This window comes from Kocuria salina (assembly GCF_013368965.1).
GTDB lineage: Bacteria > Actinomycetota > Actinomycetes > Actinomycetales > Micrococcaceae > Kocuria > Kocuria rosea.
The window spans coordinates 173,676-186,592 of record NZ_SSSF01000001.1 but is presented as its reverse complement, the minus strand read 5'-3'; the positions used below and the strand labels follow the sequence as shown (position 1 = coordinate 186,592).

Below are 12,917 nucleotides of genomic sequence, written 5' to 3'. Positions count from 1 at the left end.
CCGTCCCCGTCCCCGTTCGGGGGCCGGTCGCCGGAGCGGCCGCCGCCGTGCCGCTCGGGGTCCGGCCGTGATCGGCCGGCTGCCGCGCGGTGCCCGCCGGCACTGGGCGGACCTGGAGCGCCCGGGCCACCCGGTGCCTCCCCCGGTGGACACCGCGGCGTTCGCCGGCCTGCCTGAGCCCGCGCGCCGCTGGTTGGAGCACGCCGTGCCGCCCGGAACCCCGGCGTGGGCCGCGGCGGAGCTGTCGATGCGCGGCGAGATCCGGCTCGGCGGCGCGTGGCGCGCCTTCTCCGCCCGGCAGCTCGTCGCGCCCGGGATCGGCTTCGTCTGGGCCGCCCGCACCCGGGTCCTCGGCCTGCTGGTCGCGGGCTACGACCGGTACGGGCCCGGCGGGGGCGAGCTGCGGTGGCGGCTGCTGGGCCTCGTGCCCGTGCTGTCCGCCGCGGGGCCGGACATCACGCGCAGCGCCGCCGGGCGGCTCGCGGGCGAGGCGGTCGTCGTGCCGTCGGCCTGCCCGGCCGCCGCGTGGTCCGAGGGGCCTGTCCCGGACACCGCCGTCATGACCTGGGTCCTCGACGGGGAGCGCGAGGACGCCCTGATCCGGGTCGACCCGGACGGCCGGCTCCGGGAGCTGAGCATGCAGCGGTGGGGCGACCCCGACGGCACCGGGTACGGCCGCCGCCCCTTCGGGGTCGCGTTCTCCGAGGAGGCCGATCTCGCCGGCGTGCGCGTGGCCACCGTCCTGCGCGCCGGCTGGGCCTGGGGCACCGACCGGCAGGCCGAGGGCGAGTTCTTCCGGGCGCGGATCGAGGACGTCCGGTTCCGCTGAGCGGCCCTCCCGGCACGGGACTCCCCGAACGGGGCGACCTGCCCGGGAAGCCGTCCGGTCAGCGGGCCGGTCCCTGGTCGACCGGTCCGTCCCCGGGCAGGTCCTGCGGCCGGTCGGGCGCCGGGGAGGACCACGGCACCGGCGCCGCCGCGGGGGACGGCGGCTCGACCGGCCCCTGGTCGAGCCGGAACGGCGGGTACTCGTCCCGCAGGAGCAGCACGTAGGCGAGGACCCGGTTGACCCAGCGGTTGATGCCCACGACCAGCGCGAACAGCTCGGGACGGTACCGACCCGTGAAGAGCAGGACCACGGCGGCCACCAGCACGAGCAGCCCGAGCAGGGACGGTCCCCAGCTGGTGGTCGTCGTGCCGTCGTCGCCGCTGCGGGTGGTGCTCCACGTGCCTCCGCCCGTGAGCACCCCGACGATCAGCAGGTGCGGGATCGCCAGGAGCCACCACTTCACGAGCACGAGACCGCGGGAGAGCCGCTCCGGGTAGGCGACCTCCAGCTGCGCCGGGTGGTCCGCGCGGGCCAGGGTGAAGGGCGGGTACCGGTCGGTGCCCAGAGCGGAGTAGGAGTAGAACGCCACCCGCCAGCTCCACCGCAGGACCCCCACGCTGAAGGAGAACCATGAGGGCGGGTACCGGCCCGTGAACAGGATGGCGAACCCGGCGGCGACCGTGGTGACCACCAGGGCGAACCACAGCACGGCCAGCACGATCAGGTGCGGGACCACCAGCAGCCACTTGACCAGCCACAGCCACCGGGACAGCCCCGCGTCGAGGAAGCCGGTCAGGCGCACGGGCGAGACCGGCGGCGGGGTCCGGTCCTGCCCCGGGTTCTCGGCGAGGGCCGCGCCCGGGCCCGTGCCGCGCGGCGGGGTGCGCGGGTCGATGTCCCTGCCGAGTCCGGCGGCGCCGAGCAGCAGCAGCGGGAGGCCCACGACCAGTCCGGCCAGCCCGCCGACCAGCTGGCCGCCGGCCAGGGGGCCCAGGAGGTCGGAGCGCGCCCCGAGCTGCAGGTCCGCCCAGACCGGCCGGGTGGCGTCGGCGTTCATCACCACGAGCGTCCAGCTGCCCGAGCGCAGGTCCAGGGTCAGCTCCCGGGTGCCGGGGCCCTGGTCCGAGTCGGCCCAGAAGGTCTGGTTCCCGGGCCGGTCGGGCACCCGCTCGCCGGGCACCCGGGCCCGCGTGTCGTCCCCGGACTCCGTGGCGCGGCCGAGCTCGGCGTGGGCGACACCGTCGAGGTACCGGTCGACGTCGGCGGTCTCGGCCACGCCCACGAAGATGTCCTGCTGCGGGTCGGCCGCCGTCACGCGCACCTGCACCCTGCCGAGCTGGTCGAGGAAGGGCACGGGGGAGAGCTGGGCGTCGCCGACGTCGAGCACGGCGGGCGGGCCCACCAGGGCGTAGGTGATGGTCTGGTGCCGGTCCGGGGACGCGGTGAGGAAGCGCCCGTCCTGCTGGGCCGCGGCCGCGCCGGCGAGGACCAGACCGCTCACGAGCGCCGCCAGGCCCAGGGCGGTCAGCAGGGTGCCCAGGACCAGCAGCACCCACTGCCCGGGTCTGGTGCGGCGCGGGGCGTCCTGCCGGTCGGCCGGACGGGGTGGGCGGGAGGCGGGGTGCTCGTTCACGGAAGCTCCTGAGGAGTCGGGCGGTGGCCGGAGCCCGGTGCGGGGCGTCCGCGGGATGTCGGCGGGTGGTCTCTTCGATGTGCTTCCCGGGTCCGCTGCCCTGCGGTGCGGTCCCTGCGGTGCGGTGCGGTGCGGTGCGGTGCGGTGCGGCTCGGTCCCGGCCCGGGGCCGGTGGGGCCGGGGCTCACCCGCGCAGGACGGCGGCCCCCGTGATCCGGTCCGCGGCCAGGTCGGCGAGGGCCCGGTCCGCGGCGCGCAGGGGATAGGGGACGGTGGTGGGGCGCAGCCCCAGCCGGGCGGCCAGCCGCAGGAACTCCTCGCCGTCCTGCCGGGTGTTGGCGGTCACGCTGCGCAGCTGCCGCTCCTGGAAGAGCTCCGCGGCGTAGTCGAGGGCCGGGACGTCGCTGAGGTGGATCCCGGCGACGGCCAGGGTGCCGCCCCGGTCCAGGGCGCGCAGCGCCGGGGGGACGAGGGTGCCCACGGGGGCGAAGAGGATCGCCGCGTCCAGCGGCACCGGGGGAGGCTCGTCGGCCTCCCCCACGAAGGCGGCGCCCAGGTCGCGGGCCAGCTCGCGCGCCGCCTCCGAGCGGGTCATGACGTGGACCTCCGCGCCCTGGTGCAGGGCCACCTGGGCGGCGAGGTGGGCGGACGCGCCGAAGCCGTAGATGCCCAGCCGGCCCCCGGGCGGCAGCTGGGCCCGCCGCAGCGCCCGGTAGCCGATGATCCCGGCGCACAGCAGGGGGGCCGCGTGCTCGTCGTCGAACTCCTCGGGCAGGCGGTAGGCGAAGGCCTCCGGGGCCAGGGTGAGCTCCGCGTAGCCGCCGTCCTGGTCCCACCCGGTGAAGCGCGGGGCGGTGCAGAGGTTCTCCCGGCCGCGGCGGCAGAACCGGCAGCGGCCGCAGGTGTGCCGCAGCCACGCGACGCCCACGCGCTCGCCCTTCCGGAACCGGGCGCAGCCGGGACCCGCGCCCACCACCTCGCCGACGATCTCGTGGCCCGGGATCACCCCCGCCCGGTGCAGGGGGAGGTCGCCCTCCACGAGGTGCAGGTCGGTGCGGCACACCCCGCAGGCCCGCACCCGGAGGAGCAGCTCCCCGGGCCCCGGCACGGGGTCGGGGCACTGCCCGAAGCGCATCGGCCCGCCGGCCGCGGGACCGGGCTCATCGATCCACCACGCACGCATGCTGTCCTCGTCGATCCCCCCGGGGAGGGCTCCGGCCGCGGCCGTGACCCCTGTCCTGGCTCCGAGTCTAGGAACGGATCGGGGGCGCCGTCAGGAAACGAGGAATGTTAATGCCCGGCCCCGGAGCCCGGGGCCGTGCGGGCCGCCCCCGCTTCTCGGCGGGAGGTGTTCCCAATCGGGACGCGGGGGACGAGCATGGGGGGACGAAGGACCGCGCGGGTGCGGCCCGCGTCGCAGGCACCCGGGCGGAACCCGATCCGGCGCGCGACGAGAGGACTCAGGGATGACCGAGCGCATCGACCGATGGCCCACGGGGGCTCCGTGCTGGGCGGACATCATGGTCTCGGACCTGGACCGTTCCATGGACTTCTACGCGAGCGTGCTCGGGTGGCGGTTCACGCCCTCGGACCCGGAGTACGGCGGCTACTGCAACGCCCTGGTGGACGGCCAGCCGGTGGCGGGGATGTCCCCCGCGCTGCCCGAGATGGAGGACGACCCGCACGCGTGGGCGGTCTACCTCGCGTCCGACGACATCGTGGCCACGGGCAGGGCCGCGGTGGCGGCCGGTGCCCGGCAGCTGTTCGAGCCGATGGCCGTGGGCAGCTTCGGCACCATGGGCGTGTGGATTGATCCCACGGGGGCGGCCTTCGGGGTGTGGCAGCCGCAGGAGCACACCGGGTTCAGCATCGTCGGCAAGCACGGGACCGTGGCCTGGTGCGACCTCCTGACCACCGACCAGACAGCCGCCGAGCGGTTCTACGCCGAGGTCTTCGGCTACACGTACCAGGACATCGGGACGCGGCACGAGGCGTACGCGGTGTTCACGGTCCCGGGCATGGACCGTTCGGCCGGCGGCATCGGCGTGGCCGCCGAGGACGTCGACCACCTGCAGGAGGCGCCGCCGCTGTGGTGGGTCTGCTTCGAGGTCGACGACGCCGACACCGCCGCCGAGCGGGTCGTCGCCGCGGGAGGCGCGCTGGTCCAGGAGCCGGAGGAGTTCGGCTACGGGGAGCTGGTGTTCGCCGCCGGCCCGGACGGCGAGCGCTTCGCCATGATGGGCCCGTCCTCGGAGGACTGGACGGAGGAGGACGACGAGGACGCCGACCCGGACGACGACGGCGCCGACGGGGACGCCGGCCGGCCGTGAGCACACCCCTGCCCGCTCCGGCCGGCAGCGGGCCGGGGCGTGGGGCGACGGCCCGGTGCCTCAGGGCGTCGGGCTCAGAACATCCCCACGACGGCGCCGACGAACCACAGCACCACGAACAGCGCCACGAGGCCGATGATGACGGCCAGCGCGAGCTTCCCCTTCGAGGAGTCGCCGGGCCGGTCGACGTCGAGCTCGGGGTTGGTGGGACCCACGCCCGAGCCGGCGTCGGGAGGGGTGTCGCCCTCGATGCTCAGGCCGGACTCCTCGTTCAGGGCGTCACCGGTCTTCTTCGGGTCGTTGCGTGCCTGCTCGGGATTGATCTCGGCCACGGGGTCCTGCTCTCTTCCGGTGGGACGTGCTGGGACGGGTGCTCCCAGCAGAATAGCAAGCTTGCTGGTGAAACGGCCGGGGTCGCCCGGGTGCGCCGGGAACGGGCGACCCGGTGTGCGCGATCGGAAACATGCCCGCCACGCGGGCATGAGATGACTTGAGTGCAACTCGTGGTATCACTTGTACCGTGTGGTACCCGTCACACGCCTGCCGGCAGTCCGGGGACCCGCGTCCCCGCTCCGCCACCCGGAGCCGGTCCTGCCGCTCGCCCCTCGAGGAGTCCGTTCATGTCCACGCCATCCCGTCCGGGGCGCGCCCGCCGCCCTCTCGCCGTCACCTCCCTGGCCGCCGTGGCCGCCCTCGTCCTCACCGGCTGCCTGTCCTCGGACCGCGAGGAGGGGGGAGCCGGCGCCACCCCGGCCGCCGGCGGCGGCGACGTCGACGGCACGTTCGTCTTCGCGGCGTCGTCCGACCCCAAGACCCTCGACCCGGCGTTCGCGCAGGACGGGGAGTCCTTCCGCGTCTCCCGCCAGATCTTCGAGGGTCTCGTGGGCGTGCAGGAGGGCTCGGCGGACCCCGAGCCCCTGCTCGCCGAGTCGTGGGAGCAGTCCGAGGACGGGCGGACCTACACGTTCCAGCTCCGGGAGGGCGTCACCTTCCACGACGGCACGGCGTTCGACGCCGAGGCCGTCTGTGCGAACTTCGAGCGCTGGTACAACTTCGAGGGCCTCCTGCAGTCCGAGAACATGGCCTACTACTACGGCTCGCTGTTCAAGGGCTTCGCGGACGCCCCCGAGGACGCCATCTACTCCGGCTGCGAGGCCACGGGGGAGGGGGAGGCCGAGGTGACCCTGAACAAGCCGTTCGCCGGTTTCATCGCCGCCCTGTCCCTGCCGGCGTTCGCCATGCAGTCCCCCACGGCCCTCGAGGAGTACGGCGCGGACACCGCCGGCGGCACGGAGGAGTCCCCGGAGCTCTCCGAGTACGCCCAGGGCCACCCGGTGGGCACCGGGCCGTTCCGGTTCGACTCCTGGGACGTGGGCAACCAGGTGGTCCTGGCCGCCCACGGCGACTACTGGGGCGAGCAGGGCCAGGTCACCGACGTGATCTTCCGGATCATCGACGACCCCCAGGCCCGCCGCCAGGCGCTCGAGTCCGGCAGCGTGGACGGCTACGACCTGGTGGCCCCGGCCGACACCCAGGCCCTGACGGACGCCGGCTACAACGTGGTCACCCGCGACCCGTTCACGATCCTGTACCTCGGCTTCAACCAGGCGCAGGAGGAGCTCGCGGACGTCGACGTCCGCCGCGCCATCGCGCACGCCATCGACAAGGAGGCCCTGGTCTCCCAGACGCTGCCCGAGGGCACCACGGTGGCCACCCAGTTCATCCCGGAGTCCGTCAACGGCTACAACGAGGACGTCACCGAGTACGAGTACGACCCCGAGCGGGCCCGCGAGCTGCTCGCGGAGGCCGGCTACGCCGACGGCCTGGAGCTGGACTTCAGCTACCCGACCGGCGTCTCCCGCCCCTACATGCCGAACCCCGAGCAGACGTTCACCACGCTCACCGCGCAGCTGGAGGAGGTGGGCATCACCGTGAACCCGCAGCCGGACAAGTGGTCCCCGGACTACCTCGACCGCATCAACGGCACCCCGGACCACGACCTGCACCTGCTCGGCTGGACCGGCGACTACAACGACACCGACAACTTCGTGGGCGTGTTCTTCGGCCGGGAGAAGCCCGAGTTCGGCTTCGCGGAGCCCGAGCTGTTCCGGGCGCTGGCCGAGGCCCGCGAGCTGACCAGCGTCGAGGAGCAGACGCCGGTCTACGAGGACATCAACGAGCAGATCATGCAGCTGCTGCCGGCGGTGCCCCTGGCCAACCCGGCGCCGTCGCTGGCCTTCGACCCCCGGGTGGAGTCCTACCCGGTGAGCCCGGTCAACGACGAGGTCTTCAACAGGATCGAGCTCAGCGAGTGAGCCCGGGTCCGGGGCGGCGCAGCGCGCCGCCCCGGGCCGCCCCCGCCGTCCTCCCGGCGGTCCTCCCCTCTGCCCCTCTCCGTCCGGAAGGACCGGAATGCTCCGCGTCATCGGCAAGCGGCTCGCCCTGCTCGTCCCCACCCTCCTCGGCCTGTCGGTCCTGCTCTTCGCGTGGGTCCGCGCCCTGCCCGGCGGGCCGGCCACCGCCCTGCTGGGGGACAAGGCCACCCCCGAGGCCGTGGCCCGCATCAACGAGGTCTACGGCTTCGACCGCCCCCTGCTCGAGCAGTACGTCGTCTACACGGGCCAGCTCCTCCGGGGGGACTTCGGCGCCTCCATCGTGACCGGCCGGCCCGTGGTCCAGGAGTTCCTCACCCGCTTCCCCGCCACCCTGGAGCTCTCGCTCGTGGCGCTGGTCTTCGCCGTGGGCATCGGGGTCCCGCTCGGCTACGTGGCCGCCCGCCACCGCGGCAGGCTCCTGGACCACTCCTCGGTGGTGCTGTCCCTGCTGGGCGTCACCGTCCCCGTGTTCTTCCTGGCGTTCATCCTCAAGTGGCTGCTCGCGATCCAGGTCCCGCTCTTCCCGGCGGACGGACGGCAGGACCCGCGCATCGACGCGACGCACCACACCAACTTCTTCGTCCTCGACGGCCTCCTCACCGGCGAGTGGGACGCGGCGTGGGACGCGCTCCTGCACCTGGTCCTGCCGGGTGTGGCCCTGGGCACCATCCCGCTGGCGATCATCGTGCGCATCACCCGGGCCTCGGTGCTGGAGGTCCAGAGCGCGGACTACGTGCGCACCGCCCGCGCCAAGGGCCTGACGCGCGGTCTGATCCGCGGCCGCTACATCCTGCGCAACGCCATGCTCCCCGTGGTCACCACCATCGGCCTGCAGACCGGCCTGCTGATCTCCGGGGCCGTGCTCACCGAGACCGTCTTCGCGTTCAACGGCATCGGCCGATTCCTGCGGGACGCGATCTTCACCCTCGACTACCCCGTGCTGCAGGGCTTCATCATCTTCATCGCCCTGGCCTACTCCCTGATCAACCTGCTGGTGGACATCTCCTACAGCCTCATCGACCCCCGGGTGCGTGTCCAGTGAGCGCCACACTTCCTCCTGCCCCCTCCGGCCCCTCGCACACCGAGGGCCCCGAGGCCGTCACGACCACCCCGGGCACCACCGCGGCGGTCGGCACGAGCCTGTGGAAGGACGCCTTCCGCCGGCTGCGCCGCAATCCCGCGGCCATCGCCGGGGCCGTGATCGTCGGCGTCTTCCTGCTCGTGGCCCTCCTGGCCCCGTGGCTCGCCCCGTTCGGCGGCGAGGAGCTGCCCGGGCGCACCGAGATCACCCCCACCACCATCCCCGGCCCCGGCGAGGTCGAGGGCTATCCGCTGGGCCTGGACCGCTTCGGCGGGGACCTGCTGTCCAAGCTGATCTGGGGGGCCCGCGCCTCCCTGGTGATCGGGGTGGTCTCCACCGCCCTGGGCCTGGTCGGCGGAATGGTCCTCGGCCTGCTGGCCGGCGGCCTCGGCGGCTGGGTGGACAGCGTGATCATGCGCTTCGTGGACATCCTGCTCTCCGTGCCCAACCTGCTGCTCGCGGTGTCCATCGCCGCGATCATGGGGCAGAGCCAGTGGGCCGTGATGATCGCGATCGGCGCCTCCCAGGTGCCCATCTTCGCCCGCCTGCTGCGATCCTCGATGCTGTCCCAGCGGGGCGCCGACTACATCCTCGCCGCCCAGACCCTGGGCCTGTCCCGCCGCACCATCACCATGAGCCACCTGCTGCCCAACAGCACCGGGCCGGTCATCGTCCAGGGCACCCTGACGCTGGCCACCGCGGTGATCGACGCGGCCGCCCTGTCCTTCCTGGGCCTGGGCGGCGGCGTGCCGCAGACGGCGGAGTGGGGCCGCATGCTCACCTACGCCCAGGCCGAGCTGTCGATCGCCCCGCAGCTGGCGTTCCTGCCCGGCCTGTGCATCGCCGTCACCGCCCTGGGCTTCACCCTGCTGGGGGAGTCCCTGCGCGAGTCCCTCGACCCCAAGTCACGAACCGCGTGAGGTGCACCGACCGATGAGACCGGAGAACCACGCCCCGGGGGCGGACCCCGCCCCGCTGCTCGAGCTCGGGAACCTCGCCGTGGCCTTCAGCACGATGAACGGACCGGTCCAGGCCGTCCACGAGGCGTCCCTGACGCTGCGCGAGGGCCGGACCCTCGCCATCGTGGGGGAGTCCGGCTCGGGAAAGTCCACCACCGCCATGTCCGTGATCGGGCTGCTGCCTGGCAACGGCCGGGTGACCGGCGGCTCCGTCCGCTTCGCGGGCCAGGAGCTCGTGGGCCTGGACGAGGCGCGGATGCGGCGGATCCGCGGCCGGCAGATCGGGCTCGTCCCGCAGGACCCCATGTCCAACCTCAACCCCGTGACCACGGTCGGCCGCCAGGTGGCCGAGACCCTGCTCGTGCACGGACTGGCCACCCGCCGGGACGTGGACGAGAAGGTCGTGGCGGCGCTCGCGGCCGCGGGGCTGCCCGAGCCCGAGCGGCGCGCCCGGCAGTACCCGCACGAGTTCTCCGGGGGCATGCGCCAGCGCGCGCTCATCGCGATCGGGCTCGCCTGCCGGCCGCGGCTGCTCATCGCCGACGAGCCGACGTCCGCCCTCGACGTCACCGTGCAGCGCACCATCCTGGACCAGATCGAGCGGATGACCGAGGAGATCGGCACGTCCGTGCTGCTCATCACCCACGACCTGGGCCTGGCCGCGGAGCGCGCCCAGGACATCGTGGTGATGCACCGCGGGCGGATCGTCGAGGCCGGCCCGTCCGCCCGGGTGCTCGAGGACCCGCAGGACGAGTACACCCGCCGCCTCGTGCAGGCGGCGCCCTCGGTGGCCGCGGCCCGGGTGGGCCGGCAGAACGCCCCGTCGCCGGGCCGGACGGGAGCGGGGACGACGGCGGCGGCTCCGGTGGCGGCCGGTCCGTCGGCCTCGGGCCCGACGGCGGGAGGCGTCGCGGCCCCCGCCGCCCAGGAGGCGGCCGGGGCCGCCGCCCAGGAGCCGCTGGTGGTGATCGAGAACCTCACCAAGGTCTTCAAGGGGCGGCTGGGCCAGGCGGACTTCACCGCGGTCCAGGACGTCTCCCTCACGGTGCCCCGCGGCAGGACCGTGGCGATCGTGGGCGAGTCCGGGTCGGGGAAGACGACGACGGCGCGGATGCTGCTGAAGCTCTTCGAGCCCACCTCCGGGTCGATCCGCTTCGACGGCCAGGACGTGACAGGACTCCGGGGCAGGCAGCTGGCCGCGTTCCGGCAGCGGGTCCAGCCGATCTTCCAGGACCCGTACTCGTCCCTCAACCCGATGTTCACGATCGGGCGGATCGTCGAGGAGCCGCTGTCCACCTACGGCCGCGGCACCCGGGCGGAGCGCCAGGACCGGGTGAAGTGGCTGCTCGAGGAGGTCGCCCTGCCGCCCTCGACGGTCAGCCGCTACCCCAACGAGCTCTCCGGCGGCCAGCGCCAGCGCGTGGCGATCGCCCGGGCGCTCGCCCTGCAGCCGGAGCTGATCGTGTGCGACGAGCCGGTGTCCGCGCTCGACGTGCTCGTGCAGAAGCAGATCCTGGACCTGCTGGGGCGGCTCCAGGACGAGTTCGGGCTGTCCTACCTGTTCATCTCGCACGACCTCGCGGTGGTCCGGCTGATCTCGGACGAGGTGTGCGTGATGAAGGACGGCCGGCTGGTGGAGGCCGGCGCCAGCGAGGAGATCTTCACCGACCCGCAGCACCCGTACACCCGGCAGCTGCTGGCCTCCATCCCCGGCAACGAGCTGCGCGTAGGGGTCTGAGACCGGCCGGGCGGCCGCGCTCAGCGCAGCGGTGCGGTCGCGGCCAGCCCCGTGAGCACCGCGAGCACGGTCAGCGCGCCGGTGCCCGCGGCGTTGAGCACCGCCCGGAGCGTCCTGCCGTCCCGGACCAGCCGCACGGTGTCGGCCATCACGGTGGAGAAGGTGGTGTATCCGCCGCAGAAGCCGATCACGGCGACCGACGCCGCGGGCCCGCCCAGCACCCCGGCCAGTGCGGCCCCGGACAGGAGGCCGGCCAGGAACGAGCCGCTCACGTTGACGACCACGGTGCCGGCGGGGAAGGACGTCCCCCACCGCTGCCGCACGGTCCCGTCCACCGCGAACCGGGCCATCGCGCCCAGTCCGCCGAGGAGGCAGATCAGCAGGGCGGTCACGCGCGCCGCCCGCGGGCCGCGAGGACGGTGCCGGCGAGGCACGCCAGGAACCCGCAGAGCAGTGAGATCCCCACGTAGGCCAGCGCCTGTCCCGCGGCCCCGCCGGTCAGCAGCCGCTCGGTCTCGAGGGCGAGCGAGGAGAATGTCGTGAAGCCGCCCAGCGCCCCGGTGCCCGCGCCGAGGCGCAGCAGCATCCCGCGGGGGGTCTCCGCACCGCGCCGCAGGAGGGCCTCCAGGAGCATCCCCAGCAGGAACGCCCCGATCAGGTTCGCGGTCAGGGTGGCCAGGGGCCAGCCGGCCACCGTCGGCACTAGCTCGGCGAGTCCGTGGCGGGCGCCGGTGCCCAGCGCCCCGCCGGCCCCCACGGCGAGGACCAGCAGCAGGCGCCGGTGCGGCGGTCGGCTCATGGGGGTGCTCCTCGGGGGCGGGCTCCCCGGGGGGAGCGGTCGGCGGGCTCGATCCTACCGGCCGGTCCGTAGGATGTCCGGGTGCAGACGATACGCGGCGCCCGGATCCTCCTGGCCCTCAAGACCTCGCTCGCCGTGGCCCTGTCCTGGGTGGTGGCCCAGCGGATGCCCGGCGTGATCGACCAGTACCCCTACTACGCGCCGCTGGGCGCGATCTCCGCGATGTACCCGACCGTGCTGGGTTCGGTCCGCGCCGGGCTGCAGACCGTGGCCGGCATCGCCCTGGGCATCCTCCTGGCGGCCGGGGTCCTGCTGGTCGGCGAGCCCAACCTGGTGACGGTCGCCGTGGCGGTCGGCGTGGGCGTGCTCCTGGCTGGCATCCGCCGGCTCGGGGCGGGTGCGGAGTACGTCCCGGTCGGCGCGCTGTTCGTCCTCATCGTCGGGGGCCAGGACGCCGAGGGCTTCTCGGCCGGCTTCCTCGTGCAGATGTCGGTGGGCGTGGCGATCGGGCTGCTCGTCAACGTGACGGTCTTCCCGCCGCTGGACTTCCGCACGGCCCGCCTGCAGCTCGACCGGCTGCAGAACGTCGTCGTCGACTACCTCGAGGACGTCGCCGGGGAGCTCGCGGAGCCCGGGACCACCGGGGGACGGGACTGGCGCCGGCGCAACCACTCCCTGGTGCGGATCACCGGCGAGGTGCGCGAGGCGGTCGACGAGTCGGCGCGCAGCGCCCGCGGCAACCCCCGGATGGTGCTCCGGCGGCGGCGGCGACCCGCCGCGGACCCGGGGGACCCGGGCTACGACTCCCTGCTGAAGCTCGAGAACGTCATCTTCCACCTCCGGGGCTTCACGGACGCGGTGCGCGAGCTCTACGACCACCAGGCGCACGACTGGCTGGTGCCCGCGGCCCTGACCGCCCGGCTCGGCGAGGCGGTGCAGTCCGCCGCCGACGCGGTGCGGGCGTGGGCCGCGGATGAGGATCCGGAGGAGGCCGCCGAGCGGGTCCGCTCCCTGGTGGGCCGGCTCCACTCCGATCTGACCGACCCCTCCCGGGCGGAGGACCGGCTCGTCATGGCCGCGGCCCAGGATCTCGCCCGGCTCGTGGCGGTCCTGGACCCGCCGACCGCCCCGACGGCCGGCAGCAGCGCCGTGACCCGGGGATAGGGGTCTCCG

Annotated in this window: 12 protein-coding genes; 7 read left to right on the top strand and 5 right to left on the bottom strand. The window is 74.4% G+C overall.

All coding sequences use genetic code 11. The features are described 5' to 3' along the window. Positions 1-67: 67 nt before the first annotated feature. Positions 68-829, top strand: coding sequence for a DUF6544 family protein (locus E7Z53_RS00880; RefSeq protein WP_176336949.1), 762 nt, complete (start codon positions 68-70; stop codon positions 827-829). A gap of 58 nt (positions 830-887) precedes the next feature. Here the strand turns inward: E7Z53_RS00880 and E7Z53_RS00875 are convergent, their stop codons facing one another. Continuing rightward, complete coding sequence (locus E7Z53_RS00875) at positions 888-2,462, bottom strand: DUF4389 domain-containing protein (protein ID WP_176336948.1); 1,575 nt, start codon at positions 2,460-2,462, stop codon at positions 888-890. A 184-nt stretch (positions 2,463-2,646) separates the two neighbouring features. Further along, on the bottom strand, positions 2,647-3,645 hold the full coding sequence (locus E7Z53_RS00870; protein WP_176336947.1) for a zinc-dependent alcohol dehydrogenase family protein: 999 nt from the start codon (positions 3,643-3,645) through the stop codon (positions 2,647-2,649). A 283-nt stretch (positions 3,646-3,928) separates the two neighbouring features. Here E7Z53_RS00870 and E7Z53_RS00865 point away from each other — a divergent pair, with 283 nt between their 5' ends. Continuing rightward, positions 3,929-4,792, top strand: coding sequence for a VOC family protein (locus E7Z53_RS00865; RefSeq protein ID WP_035923377.1), 864 nt, complete (start codon positions 3,929-3,931; stop codon positions 4,790-4,792). Between the two features lie 74 nt (positions 4,793-4,866). On the opposite strand, the gene E7Z53_RS00860 is transcribed toward E7Z53_RS00865, so the two are convergent. After that, positions 4,867-5,124 (bottom strand): DUF6480 family protein, encoded by a 258-nt coding sequence (locus tag E7Z53_RS00860; RefSeq protein WP_176336946.1) that lies wholly within the window; start codon positions 5,122-5,124, stop codon positions 4,867-4,869. 288 nt (positions 5,125-5,412) lie between these two features. Between E7Z53_RS00860 and E7Z53_RS00855 the strand changes: the two genes are divergently transcribed. The 4 genes from E7Z53_RS00855 (at position 5,413) to E7Z53_RS00840 (ending at position 10,945) form a co-directional block, all read left to right on the top strand. Beyond that, the gene (locus tag E7Z53_RS00855) at positions 5,413-7,107 is read left to right on the top strand and encodes an ABC transporter substrate-binding protein (RefSeq protein WP_176336945.1); all 1,695 of its coding nucleotides are present in this window, start codon (positions 5,413-5,415) and stop codon (positions 7,105-7,107) included. 97 nt (positions 7,108-7,204) lie between these two features. Further along, positions 7,205-8,209: an ABC transporter permease gene (locus tag E7Z53_RS00850; protein ID WP_176336944.1), complete on the top strand. Its 1,005-nt coding sequence runs from the start codon at positions 7,205-7,207 to the stop codon at positions 8,207-8,209. Then, positions 8,206-9,168 carry an ABC transporter permease gene (locus E7Z53_RS00845; RefSeq protein ID WP_017834715.1) on the top strand — a complete coding sequence of 321 codons (963 nt, stop codon included), beginning with the start codon at positions 8,206-8,208 and terminating at the stop codon, positions 9,166-9,168. The genes E7Z53_RS00850 and E7Z53_RS00845 overlap by 4 nt, the downstream gene beginning before the upstream one ends. 13 nt (positions 9,169-9,181) lie before the next feature. Then, complete coding sequence (locus E7Z53_RS00840; protein WP_176336943.1) at positions 9,182-10,945, top strand: ABC transporter ATP-binding protein; 1,764 nt, start codon at positions 9,182-9,184, stop codon at positions 10,943-10,945. A 20-nt stretch (positions 10,946-10,965) separates the two neighbouring features. Here E7Z53_RS00840 and E7Z53_RS00835 read toward each other — a convergent pair whose 3' ends face one another. Continuing rightward, a complete protein-coding gene (locus tag E7Z53_RS00835) occupies positions 10,966-11,337 on the bottom strand; it encodes a fluoride efflux transporter FluC (RefSeq protein ID WP_176336942.1) in 372 nt (123 codons plus the stop codon). Then, entirely contained in the window at positions 11,334-11,744 is a 411-nt protein-coding gene (locus E7Z53_RS00830; protein ID WP_109221376.1) for a fluoride efflux transporter FluC, read from the bottom strand. The genes E7Z53_RS00835 and E7Z53_RS00830 overlap by 4 nt, the downstream gene beginning before the upstream one ends. Before the next feature lie 81 nt (positions 11,745-11,825). Here E7Z53_RS00830 and E7Z53_RS00825 point away from each other — a divergent pair, with 81 nt between their 5' ends. Next, positions 11,826-12,908, top strand: coding sequence for an FUSC family protein (locus tag E7Z53_RS00825; protein ID WP_109221375.1), 1,083 nt, complete (start codon positions 11,826-11,828; stop codon positions 12,906-12,908). Positions 12,909-12,917 lie beyond the last annotated feature (9 nt).

What these genes read in the sequence shown, in the direction of transcription:
- E7Z53_RS00870 (WP_176336947.1), bottom strand. Translation starts at nt 3,645, where the DNA reads ATGCGTGCGTGGTGGATCGATGAGCCCGGTCCCGCGGCCGGCGGGCCG.
- E7Z53_RS00865 (WP_035923377.1), top strand. Translation starts at nt 3,929, where the DNA reads ATGACCGAGCGCATCGACCGATGGCCCACGGGGGCTCCGTGCTGGGCG.
- E7Z53_RS00855 (WP_176336945.1), top strand. Translation starts at nt 5,413, where the DNA reads ATGTCCACGCCATCCCGTCCGGGGCGCGCCCGCCGCCCTCTCGCCGTC.
- E7Z53_RS00850 (WP_176336944.1), top strand. Translation starts at nt 7,205, where the DNA reads ATGCTCCGCGTCATCGGCAAGCGGCTCGCCCTGCTCGTCCCCACCCTC.
- E7Z53_RS00840 (WP_176336943.1), top strand. Translation starts at nt 9,182, where the DNA reads ATGAGACCGGAGAACCACGCCCCGGGGGCGGACCCCGCCCCGCTGCTC.
- E7Z53_RS00830 (WP_109221376.1), bottom strand. Translation starts at nt 11,744, where the DNA reads ATGAGCCGACCGCCGCACCGGCGCCTGCTGCTGGTCCTCGCCGTGGGG.